This is a genomic window from Agrobacterium sp. CG160-95, assembly GCF_053521725.1.
Genome location: NZ_JBNWDU010000007.1, coordinates 1 through 24,022, shown reverse-complemented (window position 1 = coordinate 24,022; position 24,022 = coordinate 1). Strand labels below are relative to the sequence as shown.

Sequence of the window (24,022 nt, the reverse complement as noted above, 5' to 3'; positions counted from 1 at the left end):
AGATATTGCTGTAAGAAATGGGTCAGAACGCCTCGCGGTAGAGCGCAAGCGCATCCTCTTCGCGGACTTCGACCGGATTATTGACCAACAGACGGCTCTGTTTCATTGCGTCGGACGCAAGCATGGCGAGCGTGTTGTCCGTCACGCCGACATCGCGCAGACGCCGCGGCGCGCCGCTCTGGTCCATCAGCGTTTCCATATGCTGAACGAACGCATCCGAACGGGTTGCCGCATCCCCTTCACCCGGAACACCCAGCACGTCGGCAAGCTCCGCATAAAGCGACGCTGCAGCCTTCGCGTTAAAGCGTAAAACCGGCCCCAGCATCAGGGCATTGGAAAGCCCGTGTGGCACGTGATAATGGCCGCCCAGCGGATAAGCGAGCGCGTGGACGGCGGCCACCGGTGAGTTGGCGAAAGCCTGACCTGCCAATGTCGCACCCAAAAGCATGCCTTCACGGGCTTTCCGGTCGGTGCCGTCCTTGCAGGCGGCGATCAGATTTGCACCGAGCAGACGTAGTGCCTCGCGCGCCAGAGCATCTGATAGTGGGTTCTTCTTGTGTTTGCTGGTGTAAGCCTCGATGGCATGCACCATGGCATCGATACCGGTGGCAGCCGTATGGACCTGCGGCAGTCCCACCGTCAGTTCAGCATCCAGAAGAACGAAATCAGCGTAAAGCTGCGGGGAAACGACCCCCATCTTGGTGGTTTCGCCCGTGGTGATGATCGAGATGTTTGTGACTTCCGAACCTGTACCGGCCGTGGTCGGCACCAGCACGAGCGGCAGGCGTGATCCCTTTACGTTGCCGATACCGTACATGTCGGCAAGCGTCTGGTCGGAAATCAGAAGGACAGCCACGAGCTTGGCGATGTCGAGCGATGAGCCCCCGCCAAGACCGATGACGATATCGACTCCGATCTGCCTTGCGGACTCGACGCAGTCGGCAACGATGTGCTCTGGCGGATCAGCAACGACCTTGTCGAAGATCGTGACGTTAAAGCCGCTCGCCGCAAGAGCGTCAGCAATCGGCTTGATGAGGCCGGCCTTGATGAGACCTGCATCGGTAATCAGCAGCGCCTTGCGCGCCTGAAACCTGCCGGAGAGAATCTCTCCAAGACGCTGGGCGCCACCCCAGGCAACCTGCATGGAGGGAACGGTGCGGAATTCGAAAGGGTTGATGGTCATCTGATCCTCCCAGCGTGATCTCAGCCGATGGCCGAGCACAGGTATTTGATTTCAAGATATTCATCGATGCCGTAGTGCGAGCCTTCGCGGCCCAAGCCGGACTGCTTCACGCCACCGAATGGTGCGACTTCGTTGGAGATGAGGCCTGTATTGTGGCCCACCATGCCGTATTCGAGCGCTTCTGCGACACGCCATGTCCGGCGGACATTCTCGGTGTAGAAATAGGCCGCCAGACCAAATTCGGTGTCGTTCGCCATGGCGACCGCTTCGTCTTCCGTCCCGAACCGAAAGAGCGGGGCGACGGGTCCAAAGGTCTCCTCACGGGCAACCTTCATGGCCTGGGTTGCACCGGTCAGAACCGTTGGTTCGTAAAACGTGCCTCCAAGAGCATGGCGCTTTCCGCCGGTGACGATCGTTGCTCCCTTGCCAAGGGCATCAGCAACGTGATCCTCGACCTTTGCCACGGCATCCTGGTCGATCAGTGGACCGATCAGAACACCAGGTTCGGTGCCCTCACCGACGGACAGGCTTTCGACCCTTTTGACCAGCTTTTCCGCGAATGCGTCGTAAACACCATCCTGGACATAGATCCGGTTGGAGCACACGCAGGTCTGTCCGGCATTGCGGTATTTCGAAACGATCGCGCCCTCAACGGCCGCATCCAGATCGGCATCATCAAAGACGATGAAAGGCGCATTGCCACCAAGTTCCAGCGACAGTTTCTTGATCGTCGGGGCCGATTGCGCCATCAGCAGACGACCGACTTCGGTCGATCCGGTAAAGGAGATCTTTCGCACCGTGTCGCTTTCGGTAAATACCTTGCCGATATCGCGTGCGGCGCCCGTCACCACCTGGAAGACACCGGCGGGAACGCCCGCTTCTTCGGCGAGAACACCCAGAGCAAGTGCGGTGAGAGGGGTCTGCTCAGCCGGTTTGACGATCATCGTGCAGCCTGCGGCAAGTGCCGGGGCCGCCTTGCGGGTGATCATCGCGGCCGGGAAGTTCCATGGCGTGATCGCGGCGCAGACACCGATCGGCTGCTTCAGGATGGTAATGCGCTTGTCCGTGGTCGGCGAAGGAATGGTATCGCCATAAACACGTTTGGCTTCCTCCGCGAACCATTCCACGAAAGATGCCGCATAAAGGGCTTCGCCCCTTGCCTCCGCAAACGGCTTTCCCTGCTCCGCAGTCATCAACGCACCAAGATCGTCAGCGTTCGCCACCATGAGATCAAACCATCGACGCAATATGGCAGCGCGGTCCTTCGCAGCACGGCGGCTCCACTCGGAAAATGCCTTGCCTGCTGACTCGACTGCAGCTTCAACCTCATCTGCCGACAATGAAGGAACGTGACCGATGATCATCGAGTTGGCGGGATTTTCCACCGCAATCGTCTTGCCATCCGCAGCTTTCAGCCAGCGACCATTCACCAGGCAGGCATCACGTAACAGCGCCGCATTTTTTAGCTTGATCATCGACCTCTCCCGCACTAGAGTTCACCTAATTGAACTTGAATCATTAGAGTGAACTATGGGCCAAAGGGGCCAAGTGTGTCAAGGAAGGTGCATGGCTGAAGATCAACAATCGTCGCAAATATCAGACACTGTACCGGCACTCAGACGCGCCGTGCGTATTCTGGATCTTGTCGCAGGTTCCCCGCGGGACCTTACAGCCGCCGAGCTGACACGATTTCTGGATTTGCCCAAAAGCAGCGCGCATGGCTTGCTTGCGGTGATGACTGAGCTTGATCTTCTGGCGCGATCTGCCGATGGAACCCTACGTATTGGACCCCACTCGCTCAGATGGGCGAACGGCTTTCTGTCGCACCTCGATATCGTATCGACATTCAACGACCATCTCGCCCAGCGCCACGACCTCGACCCCTACACGGTGACCCTCACCGTCCGCGAGGGTGGCGAAGTCGTTTACATCGGCTGTCGCAACTCGGCTCAGCCGCTTGGACACACGTTTCGGATCGGTATGCGTCTGCCGGCGCCATTTACGGCCACCGGGAAGATCCTCCTGTCCGATCTGGGGCCTGGTGAATTGAGGATGCTGTTCTCTCAGTTTCCACAGCCTCTGACATCAAGGAGCGTTGCTGGCCTTTCGCAGCTTGAAGAGGAACTGGCTTTGACGCGCGCTCGCGGCTACTCCATCGACGATGGTCAGATCCGCGAAGGTATGCTTTGCATTGGGGCTGCCATACGCGATTACTCGGGAGCCGCATCTGCCGGCATTGCAATCAGTCTGATCCGCAGCGAAGCCAGCGACGAAAAAATCGCGTGCCTTGGTGAGGAGCTTCGCACCACCGCCAACGCGCTTTCTGAAAAGCTTGGGTACCGATCGCAGAAAGACTAGTCGTAACCCGTAGCGGTATGGTCGATGCCGACCAGCCCAGCTTTGCTGTAGGGGCCAGTGCACCGATACCCTAGGTAGCCCCTGTCCCGAGTACGGCTGCGCCGAGCGCAGTTCCGGTCGAGAACATAAAAGACATCATCGATGTATTGAGCACCAAGGGAAAAGACTTCGGTCCGCAGATGCACGATCCACCGCGTTGCCTTATTCCTGGCTGGGACGAAGCCGAACAATGGGTTGTCATCACAAGACGACTACTTCGGAGCTTGTCCGGGATGTCGCGCCGGCCCGGATAAGGCGGCGTCTGTAAGCTCAGGCCTTGCTCCAGCCGATATTTCGGCAAACGCAGTTGAACTGGCTAATATCCGGTCATCTCCAGATAACCTTGTCCTGAGGTGCTTCCATCAAACTCTATTGGCCCTTCCCAGTAGGGGGTTGACGTCGCCATCCAGGCTTTCTCGTTCAGGGGCTTCGTTTTTATGTCGAGGCCACGGCTGGGTATCTTCACGCTCCATTCGACCGGAACGCTCTTGCCGTTGATATCCGCGGTTCGCAACGGACTGAGCAAAACGTCGTCCGGATCGACGGGAGACGAACTGCCATCGGCGGAAATCCAGTTGGCGGAGATGTAGCCGCTTTTGTCGTCACGCAGACGGAAGGCCATGAGTTTTTCGCCGGATGCAAGGTGAAGGGAAAACCAGTCCCATCCCGTCTGGCTCGAGGCTAGCGGTTGCGACGACCATTCCCGATCGAGCCACGCCTCGCCAGTTACCTCATGAGTTTCACCATCAAGAAAGACGCTGCCGCTGACACTGTAGAATGGCTGAGAGTAATAATAGCTTGCCTGGCCCTCTGCCGATTTAACCGAGTAGCCCTTGTCCCCCTGACGCACCAAAGGCCCGTGGGCCTGAAGTTTCAGACGATATCGGAAGCTCTCGCCATTGGCGTTCAAATCGATCTGATCGAGGTCGTCCCGTGCATCGTCAGTCCCTGCCTTCATTTGCCAATTGTCAATCCAGGCGTCGAAGGGTTCGCCTTTGACCCCCGCCTGCCCCACGCCTCCCCGCGCCAGCCGTTCGGCAACATGGTGACGGCTGGCAGTCGTCACGGCTGCGTGGCCAATCCAGATTTGAGGGTCGGACCATCCGGGGCGCTCGACAGGTTCAAGCGCAGAACGAAAGAGTGTCCATTGGACGCCCACGCGCTGTCCATCGACCGTTTGCAGATTTGCAGTAACGTACCACCACTCGATCCTGAAATCCGGATGCGGCTTGTGGTCTTTTGGAAAGACGAGTTCAACGCCTCGTGTGGGAATGCTGAAGCCTTCGGCATTTGACCCGAGGCCCGCAAAGCCCTGCCCTATGACCGGCGTGGGCAAGGAAGTGCATGAAGCGCAAAGGAGCAGGAGGACAGCTTTAGCGTTCACTGGCGAATATCCTCAAAAGATCGGCCGGCGCGGTTTTAGCAAGCCGTCGAACAGGGATCAGGACCGAAATGATGGCGGCGAGCAGGGCAACAAGACCCAGCCTCAGCCAGTCCAGCGGAAACAGGATCAGCGGCAGTCGCCATCCAAAAGCCTCCACATTGATGATTGCCAGCAAAACCCAGGCCAGTCCCAGCCCGACAGGAATGGCAGCGATGAATGTCACAAGCCATAGTGCAAGAGTTCGCAGCACCTCCAGCATCGCAAGGTCGCGGCGACGAAGTCCAAGTGCCCAGACAGGAGCAAGCTGCGGCAATCGAAGCGAAGCGAGCGTAAGCTGGCTCGAAAACATGGCAAAACCCGCCACCGCGAGCGTGAGCACATTCAGCGCGCCGGTGACCGCAAACGTCTGTTCGAAGATTGCAGCAGACTGCCGTTTCAGCGAGGCCTGGTCGACAATATTGGCTTCGGGCAGGCCGAACTCAGTCATGAGGAGTTGTCTGAAGCCCGCAACCTCCTGTAGCTCCATGCGAAGGCCGTATCTCAGCTTTTCAATGTCCGGGTAGTGCTGGACGAGGGCATCAAGACCAATGATGATCTCGCCCCTCGGATTGCCATAGTCGGAAAACACCCCGACGACGCGGGCTTTCCAGCCACCTGGCAGTTCTATCTCTGCGCCGGGCGACGCCTTGCCTGTCCTCCAGAACTGTTCGTTGACCAGTGCACCCTTCCCGCTCGCAATCTCGTCCCATGTTGCGGGCGAACCCGAAATCAACGGCCAATGATCTCTGTATGTCGCATCGTCAGCGACCCCGAAGATGCGGACCTTCTGCCCCGAAATTTCCCCTTCCGTACTCCAGATGGGTAGAACCGCCCTTGCCTGGTGTGGAAACCACTGCCGCAGACGCGCAGCTTCATCCTCGTCACGGGCCGTCACATAGACCTCTGCGGCCAGGCGCTGATCGAGCCATCCCACAAAGGTTTGCCTGAAGCTTGAGACCATGGTGCCGACCCCGATATTGGCCGACAAAGCGAGCAGCAATGCCATCAGCGCCAGGGAAAGACCCGGCAGTTGCTGGCGCGTATCGGCGAAAAACCAGCGGGTCAGTCCGTGTCCGGAGATGTGTTCGGCCACTCTCATGCCCAGTGCCAGCAAGGTTGGAAGAATGAGTGCAGCGCCCAGAAGAAGCGCTGCAAGCACTGCGAAACCTGAAATGAGCCCGCTACCCCGCAGGACAAGCGCGCCGGATACAAAAAGCAGAACCAACCCGGCGGCCGCCTGATGGAGGAGGCTTTTCGTGGACACCATCGCCCACGCCCTGCCCTGTGCCGTGGACAGTATCGGCATCCGCCAGACGCGGAGGAGATGTTGAAGCGAGGAGAGCCCGGTCCCCACCAGCGCCATTGCAAGGCCGGCGATCCACCATTCAGGCCGCAGCGAGAGTGAACCGGCAACACTGGCCCCGTAAAGGCCACGCAGGGTCGCGGCCACGCCCGGCAACAGGGCCGATGCGACCACGTATCCAACGACAATGCCCAGCGCTCCCGATACCAGCGCAAAGAGCGCGGTTTCGATAACCAGCATCGCGGTCAGGGAGCGAAGCGAGACCCCGAGCGACCGTATGGTCCTGAACGTGCCACGCCGTTGCTCGAACGACAGGCCCGTTGCGGAATAAACGATGAAGAGACCGACAACGAAGGCAAGAAAACCAAAAGCCGTCAGGTTGAGATGAAAACTGTCCGTGAGCCTTGCAACGTCGGGCCTGCTTCTTGCGTGTTCGAGGGAAAGTTCAGGGGCTATGTTTCCGATCGTCGGAAGATCGGGGTCTTGCGATGGCGAAACGATAAGCCGGCTCAGTTCACCATTGCGTTTCAACAGGCGGTCAGCCGTGGAAATATCGACAAATGCTGCGCCGTCGGGGAGATCCGCTCGTGCCTTAAGGGAAAGGCCAGAGGTATCTTTCAATGTGGCAGCCGTTGCAGGCGAAACGGTCATCTGTCCGGGCGTCTGGATGAATTCGGCCAGCCCGGACGGATCAGATGGTGCAGGCACCATTCCATCGGATGGCATGGTCAGGGGGTCGATGCCGATAAGCCTGATACGCGTCGTACCAAACCTGTAATCGCCTTCAATGATCGGAGAGACGTGCACACCCGCCCTTCGAAGCCGGGCATATGTTTGCGAGGAAATTCTGCCGCCGTCCTTTGCCACCAGTTGATCCAGCTGGTTTTGCGCCATGACCGAGGCCGCCCGGTCATAACTTGCTCTGGCTTCGGCATTGATTGCCTGGACCGCGCACCAGAGGCCGGTTGCAAGCGTGACGCCGACAATGAGGGTGAAAAGTTGAAGCGGTCGGTAGCGCCAGTGTGAGAGCAGCGCCCGGAAAGCGGTCCAGTTCATTGCGAAACCTTTCCACCACTCAGCGCGATACGCCGATCGAGTTTTACCGCCAACCGGCTGGAATGGGTCACCAGGAGGAGTGTGATCTGCGCGGACTTTGTCAGTCTCAACATAATATCGATGACGATATCAGCCGTCGCCTCGTCGAGATTACCTGTCGGCTCATCGGCAAGAATGAGGGGCGGTCTTGCCGCAAGCGTGCGTCCGATCGCCACCCTTTGTTGCTGACCGCCGGAGAGCTGTTCGGGATAGCGTGCAAGCAGCTCTCCGATCCCCAGCGCCTCGACCAGGCTTTTTTCCCAGACCGGGTCGAATCGGCCCGCCAGCCGGGCGTGAAACGAGATATTGGATCCGACATCGAGGCTCGGAATGAGATTGAACTGCTGGAAGATCAATCCCACCTCCCGGCGTCGGAAGCTCGCTCGACCGGCCTCGTCGAGATCGGTTATTTTCCGACCCCCCACCGTGATGATGCCACTGTCGGGCAAATCAAGGCCGCCGGCCAGATGCAAAAGCGTACTCTTTCCGCTGCCGGATTCCCCCGTCAGGGCAAGACTTTCGCCGGCTTCAAGTGAAAGGTCGACGCCGTTCAGGACCGGGATAATGCCTTCGGCTGTCTGGTAGGATTTCTTGATACCGGAAAGTGAAAGGACCATGGCTCTTCGATCTCTGCTTCGTCCTATATGGACCGATATGCTGGCGGATCTCAACCGGTTTAGATACCGATATTCCACGCGCAGCCTAAACGACCGCACCGTTTCTGGCTGTAAAGTCGCCCTCCCCTCTGGCGTCTACCCCCTCCCGTTCCGAGCGTGAGATGGCACCCGACACAAAAAAACTCGCCGTAGCCTTCCGACAGTCATGGCGGCTCTAGGGGGCCGGATTGACCGACGAACTACATGATCAACGTGACGGTGTATGTCGCGGCACCTTAGATCATTTCTGAGCCGGCACCATCCGGACAGCGGACTACACAATGACGGGTTCATCGTGCGAAAATCTCTTCTGCATAAAAGAGAGACGCGACGTCTGAACCCGCTCTTGCTCTGCTGTGGTCTTGCGAACGCGGTGACGCGGTCTGCGCAGGCGCCCAAAGAGAGCCGCCTGCGCATCCGCTCGCAGCGTCAAGGAAGGTGCCTTGGCGCCCTCGGTTTTTTCAGCGTATCCATGAGTTCCAGCGCTGCACCAGCATGCCCATGTTCGCGTTGATCCATTGTGCATCAGGGACGATGATCCGGTTTTCAACATCTGCCGCAGATGGGAGGGTGGCGCGAGCCTCAGATGACATCTGCGAAATCGCTTTCTGACTTGGAGGAGTGCAAGAAAGCGTTTCGCAGGCTTTGGCCTGCGCCGCAGGATTCCTTAGCCAGAACTCAATGAGCTTCAGCGCATTTTCCCGATTCGGTGCGCCACGCACGAGCGCTATGCGATCGCCCACAAGAAATGCGCCATCGTAACTCCAGCCTATCTTGTAGCCTTCTGCTTTCAAGGCCTTCGCGCGCGTCAACCAGATCTGTCCAACGCGATACTCGTCATTGCGAAACGCCTGAACGCTTTGATCTCCCGTCCTCCACCAAACCTGTACACTGTCCCTGACTTCGTCAAGCTTGCGAAATGCTCGATCTACATCAAGTGGGAAAAGTTTTTCTCTCGGCACTCCGTCCGCGAGCAATGCTGCGGCCAACACTCGCCATGGATCGTCAAAATTAGGAAAACTTCGAGCACCCGGAAACTTCGCCAGATCCCACATGTCAGCCCAAGTTTGAGGGTTGCTGCCGTTCTCATTAAATTTGTAAGCCAAAAGGGTGGAGGTTGACTGCAATTTCGCCCCGCCGCGCGTACAAGAGTCGGCCAGCAGGTCCGTGCTGTTAATGAACTGCTTGCAAAAGTCTGACAGGTCTTCCGTTATGGCGAAGTGTGCGTCGGATCCAGCTTGGATTTCGCCATCCAGATAAAGGTCCCAGGTGACGTTGCCTGTTTGAACCATAGCAGTGACCTTCGCCCGCTTCTCCGCATCTGTTCCAGAAACAGTGACGACTTTTATTCCTGTCGCTTTCGTGAAGGGCTCGAACCACGCTTCACGCAGGGCCTTTTCGTAGGTACCTCCCGTAGTAGCAATGACCACACGTTGCTCGGCACTCGCCTTTTCAAGCCCAAGAGCGAACATGAGAGCAAAGGCGACGAACACGTAAAACGCGGATTTCAGGCAAGCCTTCGGCGTCTGATCCGATCTGATCATTTCAAATCCTCTTCAGTTAATATGGAGTTAGTGTCTGCTTCGAGTAGTCAGCAGTTGCGCCGCCGTCATGAGCACGAGCGAGATCGCGACGAGCACGGTTGACGCGGCGGCGATCACTGGCGTGAGATTGAAATCGATATCTTCGAACATCTTGCGCCCAATCGACTTCCCGCCAATGTCAGAGATGAAGAACGAAACCGTCGCGTCATCGAACGACGCCAGAAATGCAAACACCGAAGCCGCTGCGACGCTCGGGCCAATATTAGGCAGAATCACGAGGAAAAAGCTCTGGAATCGATTTGCGCCGCAGTTGAGAGCCGCGAGTTCGAGCGAAGGGTCAAACTTCTGCACCGCAGCACCCACCACGATCATGACATAGGGGATGGCTAAAACTGTGTGCGCGAGAACAAAGCCTGCAAACGTCCCCGTGACTCTCCACGGTGAGAACACCAGGTAAAGCGATACACCCAGAACCACGTGCGGGACGATCATTGGCCCAAGCGCAAGGCTCTGCAGAAGCCCTTTAAAAGGCAATCTGCTCTTTGCGAGCGCTAGCGCTGCTGTCGTGCCAATGGTTGTTGCCACGATAGCTGTCGCGAATGCGACCTGCAGGCTGAACAATGTTGCCGACATCCAGTCAGGATCAGAGAAATACGCCCTATACCATTTTAAAGTGAGGCCTTGCGGTGGAAACGCAAGGTAGCTGCCGTCATTCAGGCTCATCGGGATGACGAGAAATGTCGGCAGGATCAAGAATACCGTTATCAGGAAGACGAAGAAGCCTGCGGTATAGATCCGTACGATATTGCGATACCGTCCGACGGCATTGCGCAGTGGCCGCGCCAAAGAAGGCCGGACCGGAAATGTTGAACTATCAGATGCCACTGTTCAGCCCCTTGCTTAGCGAAAGTGTTCTTCGAAATATGATTACGACGGCAAGTGTGACGACCAACAGTGAGGTTGAGAGCGCAGCCGCAAAAGGCCAATCGAGCAGGACAGTCGTCTGTTGACCGATGAGCGTTGCCATCATGAGCGATCCTGCTCCCCCTACCAACGCCGGGGTGACGTAGAAACCGAGTGCAAGAACGAAACTGATAACGCAGCCCGCAAATATCCCAGGAAGGCTCAGAGGAACAATGATTGCGCGAAAGGCGTGCAACCGAGTTGAGCCAAGATTCATTGCCGCCTGAACGTACTCCGGAGGGATAGCCCGCAGTGCCGCAAAAATAGGCATGATCATGAAGGGAAGAAGGACATGGGTCATTGCGACGATGACCGCACCCTGTGTGTAGATCATGCGCAGGGGCTCGTCGATGAGCTTACTCGAGAGAAGTGCCTGGTTGATAATGCCGGTTCTCTGAAGCAGCACAATCCAGGCATATGATCGGACCAGGACCGATGTCCAGAGCGGAATGAGCACGCATCCCGTCAATATGAGGGCCCAGGGGTGTTTGAGCCGGACCATCGCGTAGGCTACAGGAAAGCCTAGGAGCAGGCAGCAGCACATAACCGCAAGTGCCACGACCGTCGTGGAGAACAGGACGTTTAGATAAAGCGGGTCGCGAAAGATGCGGATGTACAGCTCGAGGCTCATGTCCGGCATACTGAGTGCGACGAGCCTTGCCAGAGGATAAACGAACCCTGTCAAAAGCATGAGTGCAGCTGGCAGAAGCAAAAGCAATGCGCCTGCATGGGAATATGTTTTTGCAGAGGGCGTAGAAAACATCACACTTTGTAAATTGGCGAGTGCTCTGGAAGCGGGTGAAGAAGCGCTCATGCCGCAGACGTCTCCTCTTTTGCAAAAAAGCTTACAGCCTGCGGGTCGGGTACGAGATCGACCGTATCGCCGGCGCGGAAATTTACCTCACTTCCGGTCACGACCTGAACCTCCACCAGCGGTGATCCAGGCAGGTCCAGACGGACCATGAACGCATGGAATGATCCAACGAATGCAAGACTCTCGATCTGAGCTGGTATTGCCCCAAAACCTCGAGGACCTCGTTTTTTCACGGCGATCCTCTCGGGACGCATGGCAAGAATTACCTCGTCACCAAGCCGGAGTGCCGCCCGTGCCGCATCGACAGAAGCGGTCCGGACAAATACGTCGTCGGCCAATCGCACGAGCATCCCGTCGTCTTCAAAAGAAACAATCTCTCCTCCGACGAAGCTCATTTTTCCGACAAAATCAGCAACAAAACGGGTTGCGGGCGCATGGTAAAGACTGGAAGGAGCCCCTATCTGGACGATATTTCCGTCCTGCATTATCGCAACGCGATCGGACATCGTCAGCGCTTCTTCCTGATCATGCGTTACATAAAGGACGGTTGCTCCCACCTGTCTCTGGATGCGCTTGATTTCGAACTGCATGGCTTCACGCAATTTCTTGTCAAGCGCGCCGAGGGGCTCGTCCATCAGCATAACGGGCGGCTCAAACGCAAGCGCTCGTGCGACCGCCACACGCTGCTGCTGGCCACCCGACAGTTCAGAAGGAAACCTGTCAGCAAAACCGGCCAGGTGAACGAGGTCAAGCATGTCGTCTGCCCGCTGCTTCCATCCGGAGCGCCACCGCGATCTGAGCTTTAGCGGGAAAGCAATGTTCTGACGGACAGTGAGATGGGGGAAAAGCGCGTATTTCTGAAAGACCATCCCGATATTTCGCTTATTCGGCGCAAGGTCGGTCACGTCTCGGTCGCCGATCACGATCCTGCCTGCCGTGGGACGCTCAAAACCGGCAATCATCGTCAGGACGCTGGTCTTGCCTGACCCAGATGGGCCCAGCACTGACACGAACTCGCCTGGCTCCACGCGGACGTCAACACCAGCGACTGCAACGACGTTGCCATAGCTCTTCGCGAGCCCGTCAAGATTTAGAGTCTCACCTATCAATACCTCACCCCTCCGTTTTTTAATGCCGCGACGAACGTGAAAACGAGTGCTCGGAGCAGCTTTCAAGATTATCTTGCCAAGCCAGCGACGCGTAACAGATTAGATGCTAATAGCGTTTATGATGTCACATAGCGTTCGCAAAAACTTTGTATTCCATTTTTGTGACATCAAAAATGCGGTGAGTCAACGGAACAAGAGGGGAAAATGATCGACATTTTACGTGATGAGAGCGATACCGGCGCTCAAGGCCAGCGAATGGGAAGCATGGTTTATGACGTGCTACGGGAGAGAATGATCCGCGGCAGCTACCCTCCCGGGCACAAGTTTACTGTCCGGGGGATAGCCAGTGAACTCGACGTGAGCACGACGCCTGCGCGCGACGCGTTGAACCGCCTGACAACGGAATCGGTACTTGTTTTTTCCGGCCCCAAGACGCTCATCGTTCCGACGCTCACAAAGGCGGAATTACGCGATATCACCGTTACGAGGATCGCCCTGGAAGGAACCGCCGCGGAATACGGAGCAAGGAATCCCGACGAAGCGACAAATAGAAAACTCATTGATATACAAAGAGTTATAAACGAGAATTTAGCAGCGGGCCGGTATCACGATGCTCTGTGGCACAACAAGGAATTCCACTTTGCCATCTATAATTTATCAGGACTGACCGGCCTGCTCAGCATGATTGAAACCCTGTGGGCGCGCATTGGCCCTACACTTCTCAACCTCTACCCCGAGTACGCGCAAAACCGCCAGGGTGTCCACAATCACATGGTCGCGATTGAGGCTCTTATTGACAAAGACCCGGCCGGCGTGCGGGCGGCGATAGAGAACGATATCAGGGAGGGTTACCGCAAACTTCGCAACGCCGTATCGGTGACAGACGAATTATAACCTGAACTTAAAATTGACGTCACATATTGACTCATCAAATTTTTGTTGCAACAAAATTGCGAATGACCGGCGCGGTGTGCCTGTCTTCCTCCAGGACAAGGGTTTTATGGTTCAATGCTGTCATCGTCGAATACCCCGCTAACAGGTCCCACCGACCGGCAAACGTCCATCGCGTTCTTTGAACGCGCCTCCACCGTTTTTCCAGGCGGTGTCACACGCGCGACAATTGAGCTGGATCCCCACCCGATCTTTGTTGCCTACGGGGAAGGCGCGTTTGTGACCGACGTCGACGGGCACCGTATGCTGGATCTAAACAATAACTTCACAACCCTGATCCACGGACATGCCTATCCCCCCATAACTGAAGCGATCGCCGGACTACTAAGAACAGGCAGTTGCTTTGCTAATCCGATGAACCATGAAATCGATCTGGCCGAATTGCTAGTAGGCAGGATTCCGGCTGTTGAGCAGGTCCGCTTCGTCGCGAGTGGAACGGAAGCCGTCATGTTTGCCATCAAAGCCGCTAGAGCAACGACCGGCCGGGTCGCAATCGCTAGGGTGGAGGGTGCGTACCACGGCGCATATGACTGGGCGGAGGCGGGCCAGCACGCATCGTCGAATACGCCCTGCGCCGCCTATCCAGGCATGCCAGCAAGCGTAATAGATGACGTCGTGCTCCTCCAATTTAACTGCCCCGCGCAGTTGGAGCAACAGATCGCGATGAATGCCGGGCGCCTTGCGGCTATTCTGATCGATCCGATGCCCAGCCGGGCAGGTCTCATAGAGCCGACACAGGAGTTCATCGCAACAATCAACAAGGTGGCGAAGCAACATGGGATCGTCATTATCGCGGATGAAGTACTGAACCTCCGCCAGGGCTTCGCTGGAGCGTCAGCGCGCTACGGTCTGGAGCCGGATCTCGTCACAATGGGGAAGATCATCGGCGGTGGCTTTCCAGTAGGGGCAGTCGGTGGACGTCAGGAGATCATGTCGGCCTTTGGCAAGCAAGGAAGCAAGGCACCATTGACGCAAGGCGGAACCTTTTCTGCAAATCCCGTGTCGATGGTCGCTGGCCGTCTTGCGATGGAAGCCCTGACGCAAGATGCTTTCCAACGTCTCGAACATATGGGCAACCTAGTTCGCGAGGGGTTGAGGTCACGCATCGAACGTCACGGCGCAAATCTGAGCGTGACGGGAGCGGCTTCGCTTTTTCGAATACACGCCAAGAAAGTGGCACCGGTTTCTTACCAGGACAGCATTCCGACAGCTTCGGAAGACGTCGTTCTGAAACTGCTGCGCAGGCACTTTGCAAACAATGGGGTCTTGATGCCCTACGGCGCCGCTGCGTCGCTATCAACGCCCATGACGGACAATGACATGGGTGACATTGTTTCCGTCTTTGACGATTTCCTCGTGAATCTCGATCGACATGCCTGGGAGGCCGCATAATGGATACTGCAGTTCATGAAACAACCGTCGCTGAGCGTATTGCCCAAGCGTTGAGGCGCCATGATGTGGAGGTGATCTTTGGACAAAGCCTTCCGTCGGCGGTCATTTTGGCGGCCGAAAAGATCGGTATAACGCAGATTGCCTATCGTCAGGAAAACATGGGTGGCGCCATGGCCGATGGTTACGCCAGGCGTTCGGGCAAAATAGGGATCGTGGCAGCCCAGAACGGGCCCGCGGCGGCGCTGCTGGTTGCTCCGCTTGCTGAAGCACTCAAGGCTAGCGTCCCGGTCGTTGCACTTGTCCAGGATGTGGAGCGTGATCAGACTGATCGGAACGCGTTTCAGGACCTCGATCACATCAGCCTCTTTCAGTCATGCACAAAATGGGTTCGTCGTGTTTCCGTGGAAGAGCGGGTAGACGATTACATCGATGCCGCGTTCACCGCCGCCTCGTCTGGCAGAGCAGGTCCCGCAGTCCTGCTTCTTCCTGCGGATCTTTTGCGATCCGTATCTACTACCCCTTCAAGGAGAAGAACGAACAATCTCGGCCATTGGCCGCTCGACAGATCACGTCCCGCCGACAAAGATCTTGATATCGCTGCGAAAGCGATTGCGAACGCACGCGCACCTGTCGTGATAGCAGGCGGCGGCATCCACGCCTCCGGGGCTGCCCAGCAGTTGCGACTGCTGCAGGACGAATGCTCGATACCTGTGTTCACAACGAATATGGGCAAGGGCGCAGTTGATGAGTGGCACCCTCTTTCAGGAGGCGTACTGGCATCTCTTGTCGGTCCGAAGTCACTGGGTCAACACACGGTCGAGATCGTTCGCGAAGCGGATCTTGTCGTCTTAATCGGCACGAGGACGAACCAGAATGGAACAGACAACTGGCGCCAGTATAGTCCCGATGCCCAGATTATTCACATAGATACCGATCCACAGGAGGTCGGCCGGAATTTTGAGGCAATTCGTCTTGTTGGTGACGCACGGGAGACCTTGGCCGGCCTACGCGAAACGATCAGGCTTTGTGACTTGCACCTCAGAACCGTTTCCCGAGAGGCCGTCTGCAACCGTCTTCGGGAAAGCTGGAGGAAATTCAATGATGATCGCCGAGTCTATTACAGCTCTGAGGCCTCACCGCTTCGTCCCGAACGGATTATGGCCGAACTTCAGGGAGTTATCGATGAAAACACCACAGTGGTGGCGGACGCAAGTTATTCATCGATGTGGGTCCTCGGACAACTCAGAATTTCTTCCGAAAGGACACGTGTGCTCACCCCCCGGGGTCTTGCAGGACTTGGGTGGGGAGTTCCCCTTGCAATCGGAGCCAAGGTCGCCGCACCTGAGAGCGATGTTGTAGCGCTGGTGGGAGATGGGGGATTTGCGCACAGCTGGGCCGAGCTTGAAACACTGGTCCGCATGCAAATTCCGATCACGATCATCGTGCTGAACAACGGAATTCTTGGCTTCCAGCGTGATGCCGAAACTGTAAAATTCGGAAAGTACACAACCGCCTGCCATTTTGCAGAGGTCGATCACGTCAAGATTGCACACGCGTGCGGATGCGATGCGGTCCGGGTCACGCAACCGCAGGACCTCAAGGCTCATATGCAAAAGGTCAAGAAAAGAAAGTTGCCGTTGCTGATAGAGGTTATGACCGATCCCGAAGCTCACCCGGCACTTTCTCTCTTTGCTCAGATGGACAGTGCGGCATGACGAGAGATCGCCAGAGCCGAGTCGCAGTGGTCGCCGGAGGCACGTCAGGTATCGGACTGTCGGTTGCACAACATTTACTCGGTATTGGCCACAAGGTCGCGGTTTTTGGGCAGACAGAAAGCGCGGCGAAGGCCGCGCGCTCGTCCTTCGAGGCTGAGATAATATCTAACCAGCTATTGGTCGGTTGTTGCGACGTCAGAAATCCAGGCGAGGTTGCCGATTTCTTTCGCGATGTCGAAACCTTGTGGTCGTCCACTGCGCTACTGGTTTATTGCGCGGGCATTTCGCCGAAAGCAACGGACGGTGTGGCCAAGCGATTTACCTCGGTTGACCTGGACGAGTGGAATGATGTGCTGGACGTGAATTTGACGGGCGCCATGCTCTGCTGTCAAGCAGCCTTACCAAGTATGGTCGACAAGGGATTTGGCCGGATTGTCCTCATCGGCTCGCTTGCAGGTCGAACACGGCCTATGATCGCCGGCGCGGCATATGCAGCATCAAAAGCCGGGCTCGCTGGCCTGGCCCGTGCGCTCGTCAGCGAATTTTCAGCCGACGGTATCACAATCAATGTCGCCGCTCCGGGTCGCATCTTGACGCCAATGGCGGGAACCGCGGCGACGCCAGTCAATCTCGACGCAGCAAAACGAATACCCACCGGGCGACTAGGAGAGGCTGAAGAAGTGGCACGGCTGGTCGGCTTTTTAGTCTCCGATGAAGCCGCCTTCATCAATGGAGCGATCATAGACATCAACGGCGGCGAGTACACGCCCGCCTAACCCACAAATTGTCAGACGCAGAAAACAAAGCGAAGGGAGATGCTCGTGCGTCACTCGATCTTAATCCACACGACTGACCCGGAGCTCTACCTGATTTTGCGTTACATTCTCGAGCAGGCCGGCCACGACGTCGACCTGCTGCCGAGCCTCGACATGTTTTTACCGGATGATGCGAATAGTCAGCCACAACGCCGCACGGTACTGATCTGCCTTGCAATGGACGATCTGCTCCGCTCAGCGGTTCTTATAAAGAAAGAACAGCCGGACATTCGAGTTGTCGGCTTCCCACTTGACAATAAAAAGATAGACGGCGTTCAATCATCCGTATTTGACTATCTGGTGAGGCGCCCTTTTGACCCCGGCAACCTGCTTGAGTTTCTCAAGTTTGGCCTGCGTTGCAACACAACCGCACCAACTGATGTCAGCGTTTTTCTCGATGACGTGGAAATCAATGTTGCATCCGTCCGGGTCCGGCGGGGTGAGACGCACATCAGTCTATCGCCCCTGCATTTCAGGATCCTGTTGTATCTTGCAAGAAACACAGACAGGGTCGTCAGCCGTGACGAACTCATCCGGAATTGCTGGCCCGAGGATGCCGATGTCGAACCGCGTACGGTGGACATTCACATCGGCAAAATAAGACGGTCTTTGAACCGACACGGCCATAACGTCATCAGAACCGTGCGCTCCGCAGGATATTCGGCCACAAAATTATAATCCGGCGCACAATTCATACGTCAGTAAGCGACCGAAAAACTCTGGCCCAAAAAAGAAAATCGCGATCCCTCCCGTCGAGGCGTGCATCAATAGCACTGAAGGCGACGGCGAGCGCGGCATCTGTACCGAAAATCACTCTGGCAATTGCCGTGGCGTCGGCTTCATCGCAAGACGTGAAAATGTCATCGCCGGCGCTATCGGCAATGCCTGTACTTTTCCAACTACGCATGTAACCTCCGAGCCACCCGGCGCGGAACAACGAATATGCCGGGCGTTCAGGCTCGTTTCAGAGATGCAGAGCGCAGCGCCTGCATGTTCGCCCATGGCTATTCGATCAGGTCACGGCTTTCCCGCCCATGAAGCGCAATGGGCCTCAAGAAAGCATCTTTATGATGTCACATAATACGCTCCGAATTCAAGCGACTTGCCGGAATATCGAGGATAATTTGTTGATTATTCTATTTTACATAGATGGCTACCGGTGATTGCATTATTTTTTGTGACATCATATGACGGCTACGAACAGACGTTATGTATTGAGGATCTGAGATGCAGCACGGGATAGAAACCAAAGCCGCAGTCGCAATTCTTACGGAGAACGCGGACTATTTTGCGATGCTCAAGCACATTCTCTCTACGGAGGGGACGCGGGCGGTTCTCTGCGATAGAAACGAAATCGGCGATAAAGTTGCCCAGCCGGACATCGTCGGACTGATCCTCGATGTGGATCGCGATCACCATGGGGCAGCCATCATCTGCCAACGCATCAAATCGTGTGACAAGACGGAAAAACTGCCAGTACTTGCCATCATTCCCAACGGCGACACCGAAGTCTATATGGAACTCATGCGTGCAGGCGCGGATCAGTGCCTGATCCGCCCATTCTGGCCGCCACATCTGCTGGGCTTTCTCGAAGGCATAAACCCTGTACGGCAACAACCAGTCGCGACAACGTCACAAAACGCATCCCTTAAACTGGGCGAAATCGAGCTTTGGCCAGAACGCAAACGCGTTTTGGTTAGCGGCGTCGAGCTCACTTTGGGACCGATCGAGTTCAAATTGCTCGAACACCTTCTTACGGCTCCCGGGAGAGTGTTCAGTCGAGACGAGTTGATAACAGCGGCGTGGCCGAATGAGGTTTACGTGCAACCACGGACGGTTGACGTTCACATTGGCCGTATCAGGCGGCACCTGAAGAAAGCGGCAGGCTTCGACATCATCAGAACTGCGAGATCAAGCGGCTACGCCATCGATGTAGCCGCGCAGCCGGCGTAAGCGCCGTTCCGGTTTATGACGCCAAAGGTTTACAGAGATTTCTCAAAATCTTCCGAGAGCGTTTGTTGATCGTTGCGATAATTTGCCGATCCTGCATGCATCTTTTTGGTTAGGGGACCTGAGAAATGTTGACCGACAAAACGCTGCAGCACGCAAGCCGAAACACCGGGGGATTGATAGATCATGCCGAAGACTACTTCAACGCGGCTCACCAGCAGGGCTTGATGGCCCTATATGCGCGGCCAAGGGCTGCGAGGCAGGTAGACATCGTTTTTGACGGCTTTCCATCACAGCGCATCACTGATTTCGTGCGTTGTTCATATCTGGGCCTCGACAATCACCCGCTCGTCATAGACGGCGCGATCAAGGCGATTGAGGAATACCGGGCACTGCACTGGTCATGTGCAAGGACCCGACTGAATTTTGCAATCCTCCGCGACTTGGAAAATTCGCTTTCAGATCTCTTCCAGGCGAGGGTCATCACCTACACAACGGTGCTGGCGGCGAACATGGGAGCATTACCTATCGTCGCCTCCGGACACCTCACCGGCGGCATCAGGCCGATGATGGCTTTTGACCGCCACGCGCACGCAACACTCGCCTTTCACAAGGGCACAATTGCTCTGGAAACGCAGGTCCGTACGTTGGCCCACAATGATCTAGATGCATTGGAGGAGTTGTGCCGGTCCAACAGGGCCGTGGCTTACGTTTGCGACGGCGTCTACTCGATGGGTGGAAACGCGCCCATTCGGGATCTGCGCTTCTTGCAGGATCGATACGGTCTGTTTCTCTACATCGATGACGCTCACGGCGTATCAATCTGCGGGAAGGACGGTGAAGGATTTGTGAGGTCACAATACGGAAACGAACTCGGCGAGCGAACTATCATAGCCGCGTCGCTCGGAAAGGGTTTTGGCGCCTCGGGCGGAATGTTGATGCTTGGTACGGCGCGTCAGGAAGAACTATTCCGTCGTTTTGCTGTCGCGCACGCTTTTTCTGCGTCATTGAATGTTGCGGCAATTGGTGCAGTTTCAGGTTCGTTGACAATACACCGCAGCGACGAGCTTTTGCGAAGACAGCTGGCTCTCAGTTCCAATATCGAACTTCTGGACTCGATGTTGGTGACAGAGCAAAGCGGAGCTCCCTTGCCAATTCGGACGGTGAACCTTGGCACCGAAGAGCGTGCCGTCAATGGGACCCGGGCGCTGCTTGATCGAGGAATTTACGGCTCGGCGATATTCTTCCCGACAGTTGCGAAGGGGAAGGCCGGCATTCGCGTTTGTGTCACCTCGGACCATACACCTGAGGAAATCACGGGACTTTGCGCAGCTCTGTCAGAGATCATGGATGACCAGGCAATATCGTAAGTCCGCATCAGGCTGTAGTCGCTCAGAAGGCCGGTCTTGCGAAGAGAATGAGCGGCGGGTTTTGCGGATAGCAACATTTGTTGCCAGCAAAGTGTGATGTAAACTACAGATTGAGGCGGACGAATCCAGCCTGTTGCGGAGAAGAGAAGACATTTGCCGACCATGAAAACATCGCTCGATCATATTCCCCCGCAAATACAAACGGAGCTCCAGCGCGCGCTGGAGATTATTCACGAAGAATTCGAGGATGCCCTGGAGGGCGGCACGGCGAAATTCAAAAAGCGTGGCCGCATCCTCAAGATCATCCTCTTCGGATCCTATGCCAGGGGTACGCAGGTGGACGAACCGTTCACATCCAAGGGGTATAGATCTGATTTCGATCTTCTTGTGATCGTCAACAACCGCAAGCTGACGGATTTTGCGGAATATTGGTACAAGGCTGCCGACAGGTTGATCCGTGACAAGATGATAAAGAGACCCGTGCAGATCATCGTCCACTCGCTGCGAGAAGTGAACACATCCTTGCAGGCGAGCCAGCATTTCTTTTCCGACATCCGCAAGGAAGGCATCGTTCTCTACGAGCTGGACGACAAGCCTCTCGCCGAACCCAAGATGTTGACACCGGAAGAGCAATTGCGAGTGGCAACAGAACATTTTGAGAAGCGTTTTGGCGCGGGAAGAAACTTTGCGGCGCTTTCTGAAGCCGCTTTACAAAAAGACATGATCAGTGAAGCTGCATTCCTCCTCCATCAGGCGATCGAGCAGGCCTATGCCAGCGTTCTTTTAACGCTGACGAACTACACGCCGGCGTCTCACAACCTGAAGGTCCTGCGATCCTTCGCAGAAGAACGGGATCGTCGACTGATCGAGGCCTTCCCTCGCGATCACCATCGGGAGAGAGCGTGGTTCAATACGATCAACGAAGCATATGTAAAGGCACGCTACTCAAGCCAGTACAAAATCAGTCGTGAAGCGCTTGACTGGATTGGCGAGCGAGCAACGGTACTACTTGGTCTGGCGGATGAGGTGTGCCGCGACCACATATCGAGGCTTGAGGCAGACGCCGGTCGTGAGATTGCCGAGGAAGGCGTGGCTGAAGAATAGCGGGCTAAAGCGCTTTCCCAAATTAACTTTAACTTGGTGGTGGACCTTGGCGGCTAGCTGCACTGTCGTTCATTAGCCGCCCATTGGTGGAGTTCCGAATGAAGAATCCGGGAAGGAATGATGACCGTCAAACTGTAGTTTACGGGACTTTGACCGTCTGTTGCGTCGCGTACGAGACTTCATGCAGCATCCTGGCTATCGTTGGAGGAAAACCGCGGGTGCGTGAACCACATTATCGCCCACCCGTGTTTGCGTCACGCGCTGCGCCTGCTCCGGCCTTGCTGTTTGCGTGACCGGTCGCCGAGAATTTGTTATGGTCAAACACATTTCCGAAACGTTCGTGTCGATCGCGGATTCGGATCGGACGCTCGATCTGCTGTGCGCCACCTTGCGCGGCTGGTGTTTTTCAATCACCAACAATCGTTCCGAACGACTTCTTGCCTTTGACTCCGGATGCGCTATCATCACTCATGCAGTTGGTGGCCTTCACCTTCATGTGGAGGCCAAGGATACGTTAACACTCCTCGGGATCCGGTCCGTGCTGCAGGCAGCTTTCTCACAGGTCCCTACACCTCAAATCTCGGAGCTCGAGTGGAATCCTGCCGTGACGAGCCACCCAAGGGATCGGACCCCAGAGAGGGCGCGCCCGCAACGGATCAAGTAGCCTCTCAACTTCCCGGAAAGATAAGCGAGCTAAGGGCATAACCGACCAACTTGTGAAGTCGCCTATCCCCGCCTTCCGGCAAATCGCCGGCACCGGCACGCCGCCGTCGACCTGCCTCAAAATGAAAGAGGTGGCTCGGTTTGTTTGAACAGTTTCGGGCGTATTGCCACCTCTTACCGCAATAGCTCTCGAGCTTCGTCACTCCAGAATTCAAGTTTATCGAGTTGTCCGCACTTTTGCCGGTGAAAATATTTAGCTGATTGCCGATTGTGATTAATGGACGCTGATTGAGAATCATTTTAGCTTCTACTTAAATTTGTAGGCAGCATCGGATGCATAATGATCAACGGGATTATTTACCGGCAAGGCGTGCATATTGGAGAAATATCTGCGGAGGACGATGAAGTCTTCTTAACGGAGTGCTTCGTCGCGCAAGATTTCTATTCGCAGCTCCTAGACATGGACTCTTCAAAATCTATAATTCTTGGACGCACAGGATCAGGAAAAAACCGCTGTTCTAAAGCAAATTGAACGCACAAGAGACGACACGATACGTGTCGACCCTAAAGATGTGGCATTTGATTACATCTCAAACTCAAATATACTTAGATTTATTATAGAATTAGGATGCGACGTTAATCTATTATTCCAGCTACTATGGAAACATGTTTTCCTTAGCAGCAGCATCAAGAAGTACTTCAAAGACAGAAACAGCTTTGAAACCGCTATCGATAACCTGTTTGATAGGAACAACCCGGCTCGTTTGTATTTTGAGAGGTATCAAAAAACATTTTGGATAGAGCAGGATGTGGTTATCAAAGAGATATCCAGCAGCTTCGAAGAAAAAGTCTCAGAGGGTCTTGAGCTCGCTCTTGGTGTCGATAAAGTAGCGCAGATCAAATCTTCTCTTTCGGCCGGCCAAAGCATATCTGGTTCCGAGAAGCGGGAGATTCAAAGTCGGGTCAAGCATGCTGTATCACAGTTGCAAATGCGCGACATGAACAGAGCGATAGATGCTTTAAACGAGTTGATGAGCAACAAGCAGCGACATTTTTATTTACTCGTAGACGACCTAGATCTGGACTGGGTAGACCCATCTCTGCAGTACAAACTGATTCAATCTTTAATAGAGACAGTTAAAAATTTTAGAAAACTTAGGAATGTTAAAATATTAGTCGCGCTGCGATTAGACGTCTACGAAAAATCTATCGGGTCAATCGAGTATGAGGGCGTTCAGCCCGAAAAATACGAAGGTATTATAACTACCATAAAGTGGGAACGTGAATCTCTTCGGAACATGCTAGATAAGCGTCTCTCCTACATGTTCAAAAGACAGTACAGTGGTAAAACCAACGTCAGATTTTATGACGTTTTTCCAGAAAGGATTCGTTCGTCTCCCGGATTTGACTATCTTGTTGAACGGACATTAATGAGACCGAGGGACCTGATATTTTTCGTAAATCAGATCCTTGATAAGTAAGCGCGATTTTCGATGCGCCTAGACGGCCTCTTCAGGCGTAATCGCGCACGGGTTCTAGCGGTACCTAGCTTTATTGGGCATTTGCCCTGGAGAA

21 protein-coding genes are annotated in these 24,022 nt (G+C 55.4%); 11 read left to right on the top strand and 10 right to left on the bottom strand.

Features of this window, described 5'->3' with window-relative positions:
• Positions 1-22: 22 nt before the first annotated feature.
• Positions 23-1,183, bottom strand: coding sequence for an iron-containing alcohol dehydrogenase (locus ACQZ63_RS21485; protein ID WP_173998596.1), 1,161 nt, complete (start codon positions 1,181-1,183; stop codon positions 23-25).
• Positions 1,184-1,203: 20 nt separating this feature from the next.
• A complete protein-coding gene (locus ACQZ63_RS21480) occupies positions 1,204-2,658 on the bottom strand; it encodes an NAD-dependent succinate-semialdehyde dehydrogenase (protein ID WP_111795140.1) in 1,455 nt (484 codons plus the stop codon).
• A 55-nt stretch (positions 2,659-2,713) separates the two neighbouring features.
• Here ACQZ63_RS21480 and blcR point away from each other — a divergent pair, with 55 nt between their 5' ends.
• Entirely contained in the window at positions 2,714-3,541 is an 828-nt protein-coding gene (blcR, locus tag ACQZ63_RS21475; RefSeq protein ID WP_111801335.1) for an IclR family transcriptional regulator BlcR, read from the top strand.
• A 355-nt stretch (positions 3,542-3,896) separates the two neighbouring features.
• Here blcR and ACQZ63_RS21470 read toward each other — a convergent pair whose 3' ends face one another.
• From ACQZ63_RS21470 to ACQZ63_RS21440, 7 genes are all read right to left on the bottom strand, one after another.
• A complete protein-coding gene (locus ACQZ63_RS21470) occupies positions 3,897-4,964 on the bottom strand; it encodes a lipocalin-like domain-containing protein (protein WP_173998595.1) in 1,068 nt (355 codons plus the stop codon).
• Positions 4,954-7,362 carry an ABC transporter permease gene (locus tag ACQZ63_RS21465; RefSeq protein WP_173998593.1) on the bottom strand — a complete coding sequence of 803 codons (2,409 nt, stop codon included), beginning with the start codon at positions 7,360-7,362 and terminating at the stop codon, positions 4,954-4,956. The genes ACQZ63_RS21470 and ACQZ63_RS21465 overlap by 11 nt, the downstream gene beginning before the upstream one ends.
• Positions 7,359-8,018, bottom strand: a complete 660-nt coding sequence (locus ACQZ63_RS21460) for an ABC transporter ATP-binding protein (protein WP_025591426.1) — start codon at positions 8,016-8,018, stop codon at positions 7,359-7,361. The genes ACQZ63_RS21465 and ACQZ63_RS21460 overlap by 4 nt, the downstream gene beginning before the upstream one ends.
• A 500-nt stretch (positions 8,019-8,518) precedes the next feature.
• A complete protein-coding gene (locus ACQZ63_RS21455) occupies positions 8,519-9,601 on the bottom strand; it encodes an ABC transporter substrate-binding protein (protein WP_113556319.1) in 1,083 nt (360 codons plus the stop codon).
• A 27-nt stretch (positions 9,602-9,628) separates the two neighbouring features.
• Positions 9,629-10,486 carry an ABC transporter permease gene (locus tag ACQZ63_RS21450; RefSeq protein WP_113556318.1) on the bottom strand — a complete coding sequence of 286 codons (858 nt, stop codon included), beginning with the start codon at positions 10,484-10,486 and terminating at the stop codon, positions 9,629-9,631.
• The gene (locus tag ACQZ63_RS21445; RefSeq protein WP_173998591.1) at positions 10,476-11,378 is read right to left on the bottom strand and encodes an ABC transporter permease; all 903 of its coding nucleotides are present in this window, start codon (positions 11,376-11,378) and stop codon (positions 10,476-10,478) included. Before ACQZ63_RS21445 ends, ACQZ63_RS21450 begins: the two co-directional genes overlap by 11 nt.
• Complete coding sequence (locus ACQZ63_RS21440; RefSeq protein WP_173998602.1) at positions 11,375-12,487, bottom strand: ABC transporter ATP-binding protein; 1,113 nt, start codon at positions 12,485-12,487, stop codon at positions 11,375-11,377. The genes ACQZ63_RS21445 and ACQZ63_RS21440 overlap by 4 nt, the downstream gene beginning before the upstream one ends.
• Positions 12,488-12,691: 204 nt before the next feature.
• Between ACQZ63_RS21440 and ACQZ63_RS21435 the strand changes: the two genes are divergently transcribed.
• The 5 genes from ACQZ63_RS21435 to ACQZ63_RS21415 all read left to right on the top strand — a co-directional run bounded on the left by ACQZ63_RS21435 (position 12,692) and on the right by ACQZ63_RS21415 (position 18,038).
• Positions 12,692-13,381, top strand: a complete 690-nt coding sequence (locus ACQZ63_RS21435; RefSeq protein WP_010974389.1) for a GntR family transcriptional regulator — start codon at positions 12,692-12,694, stop codon at positions 13,379-13,381.
• A 114-nt stretch (positions 13,382-13,495) separates the two neighbouring features.
• On the top strand, positions 13,496-14,830 hold the full coding sequence (locus ACQZ63_RS21430; RefSeq protein WP_080850416.1) for an aspartate aminotransferase family protein: 1,335 nt from the start codon (positions 13,496-13,498) through the stop codon (positions 14,828-14,830).
• Positions 14,830-16,545 (top strand): acetolactate synthase catalytic subunit, encoded by a 1,716-nt coding sequence (locus tag ACQZ63_RS21425; protein ID WP_111791099.1) that lies wholly within the window; start codon positions 14,830-14,832, stop codon positions 16,543-16,545. The genes ACQZ63_RS21430 and ACQZ63_RS21425 overlap by 1 nt, the downstream gene beginning before the upstream one ends.
• Positions 16,542-17,321, top strand: coding sequence for an SDR family oxidoreductase (locus ACQZ63_RS21420; protein ID WP_080850418.1), 780 nt, complete (start codon positions 16,542-16,544; stop codon positions 17,319-17,321). The genes ACQZ63_RS21425 and ACQZ63_RS21420 overlap by 4 nt, the downstream gene beginning before the upstream one ends.
• A 39-nt stretch (positions 17,322-17,360) precedes the next feature.
• Positions 17,361-18,038 carry a winged helix-turn-helix transcriptional regulator gene (locus tag ACQZ63_RS21415; protein ID WP_080850419.1) on the top strand — a complete coding sequence of 226 codons (678 nt, stop codon included), beginning with the start codon at positions 17,361-17,363 and terminating at the stop codon, positions 18,036-18,038.
• A gap of 13 nt (positions 18,039-18,051) precedes the next feature.
• Here the strand turns inward: ACQZ63_RS21415 and ACQZ63_RS21410 are convergent, their stop codons facing one another.
• Positions 18,052-18,267, bottom strand: a complete 216-nt coding sequence (locus ACQZ63_RS21410; protein WP_080850421.1) for a hypothetical protein — start codon at positions 18,265-18,267, stop codon at positions 18,052-18,054.
• Positions 18,268-18,587: 320 nt separating this feature from the next.
• Here ACQZ63_RS21410 and ACQZ63_RS21405 point away from each other — a divergent pair, with 320 nt between their 5' ends.
• The 5 genes from ACQZ63_RS21405 (at position 18,588) to ACQZ63_RS21385 (ending at position 23,928) form a co-directional block, all read left to right on the top strand.
• Complete coding sequence (locus tag ACQZ63_RS21405; RefSeq protein ID WP_173998589.1) at positions 18,588-19,313, top strand: winged helix-turn-helix transcriptional regulator; 726 nt, start codon at positions 18,588-18,590, stop codon at positions 19,311-19,313.
• Between the two features lie 125 nt (positions 19,314-19,438).
• On the top strand, positions 19,439-20,680 hold the full coding sequence (locus ACQZ63_RS21400; protein WP_013637365.1) for an 8-amino-7-oxononanoate synthase family protein: 1,242 nt from the start codon (positions 19,439-19,441) through the stop codon (positions 20,678-20,680).
• Positions 20,681-20,842: 162 nt separating this feature from the next.
• Positions 20,843-21,784 (top strand): nucleotidyltransferase and HEPN domain-containing protein, encoded by a 942-nt coding sequence (locus ACQZ63_RS21395; RefSeq protein WP_111800587.1) that lies wholly within the window; start codon positions 20,843-20,845, stop codon positions 21,782-21,784.
• Between the two features lie 313 nt (positions 21,785-22,097).
• On the top strand, positions 22,098-22,448 hold the full coding sequence (gene rctB, locus ACQZ63_RS21390; protein WP_419457102.1) for an SMa0974 family conjugal transfer regulator: 351 nt from the start codon (positions 22,098-22,100) through the stop codon (positions 22,446-22,448).
• 484 nt (positions 22,449-22,932) lie between these two features.
• Positions 22,933-23,928 carry a P-loop ATPase, Sll1717 family gene (locus tag ACQZ63_RS21385; protein WP_173998587.1) on the top strand — a complete coding sequence of 332 codons (996 nt, stop codon included), beginning with the start codon at positions 22,933-22,935 and terminating at the stop codon, positions 23,926-23,928.
• Positions 23,929-24,022: the final 94 nt, after the last annotated feature.

Bases quoted from the DNA above. Each gene is read 5' to 3' on its own strand.
- ACQZ63_RS21395 (WP_111800587.1), top strand. From the start codon at position 20,843: ATGAAAACATCGCTCGATCATATTCCCCCGCAAATACAAACGGAGCTC.
- ACQZ63_RS21405 (WP_173998589.1), top strand. From the start codon at position 18,588: ATGCAGCACGGGATAGAAACCAAAGCCGCAGTCGCAATTCTTACGGAG.
- ACQZ63_RS21425 (WP_111791099.1), top strand. From the start codon at position 14,830: ATGGATACTGCAGTTCATGAAACAACCGTCGCTGAGCGTATTGCCCAA.
- ACQZ63_RS21455 (WP_113556319.1), bottom strand. From the start codon at position 9,601: ATGATCAGATCGGATCAGACGCCGAAGGCTTGCCTGAAATCCGCGTTT.
- ACQZ63_RS21460 (WP_025591426.1), bottom strand. From the start codon at position 8,018: ATGGTCCTTTCACTTTCCGGTATCAAGAAATCCTACCAGACAGCCGAA.
- ACQZ63_RS21400 (WP_013637365.1), top strand. From the start codon at position 19,439: ATGTTGACCGACAAAACGCTGCAGCACGCAAGCCGAAACACCGGGGGA.
- ACQZ63_RS21445 (WP_173998591.1), bottom strand. From the start codon at position 11,378: ATGAGCGCTTCTTCACCCGCTTCCAGAGCACTCGCCAATTTACAAAGT.
- ACQZ63_RS21435 (WP_010974389.1), top strand. From the start codon at position 12,692: ATGATCGACATTTTACGTGATGAGAGCGATACCGGCGCTCAAGGCCAG.
- rctB (WP_419457102.1), top strand. From the start codon at position 22,098: ATGGTCAAACACATTTCCGAAACGTTCGTGTCGATCGCGGATTCGGAT.
- ACQZ63_RS21480 (WP_111795140.1), bottom strand. From the start codon at position 2,658: ATGATCAAGCTAAAAAATGCGGCGCTGTTACGTGATGCCTGCCTGGTG.
- ACQZ63_RS21485 (WP_173998596.1), bottom strand. From the start codon at position 1,183: ATGACCATCAACCCTTTCGAATTCCGCACCGTTCCCTCCATGCAGGTT.
- ACQZ63_RS21410 (WP_080850421.1), bottom strand. From the start codon at position 18,267: ATGCGTAGTTGGAAAAGTACAGGCATTGCCGATAGCGCCGGCGATGAC.
- ACQZ63_RS21465 (WP_173998593.1), bottom strand. From the start codon at position 7,362: ATGAACTGGACCGCTTTCCGGGCGCTGCTCTCACACTGGCGCTACCGA.
- ACQZ63_RS21430 (WP_080850416.1), top strand. From the start codon at position 13,496: ATGCTGTCATCGTCGAATACCCCGCTAACAGGTCCCACCGACCGGCAA.
- ACQZ63_RS21415 (WP_080850419.1), top strand. From the start codon at position 17,361: ATGCTCGTGCGTCACTCGATCTTAATCCACACGACTGACCCGGAGCTC.
- ACQZ63_RS21420 (WP_080850418.1), top strand. From the start codon at position 16,542: ATGACGAGAGATCGCCAGAGCCGAGTCGCAGTGGTCGCCGGAGGCACG.
- blcR (WP_111801335.1), top strand. From the start codon at position 2,714: ATGGGCCAAAGGGGCCAAGTGTGTCAAGGAAGGTGCATGGCTGAAGAT.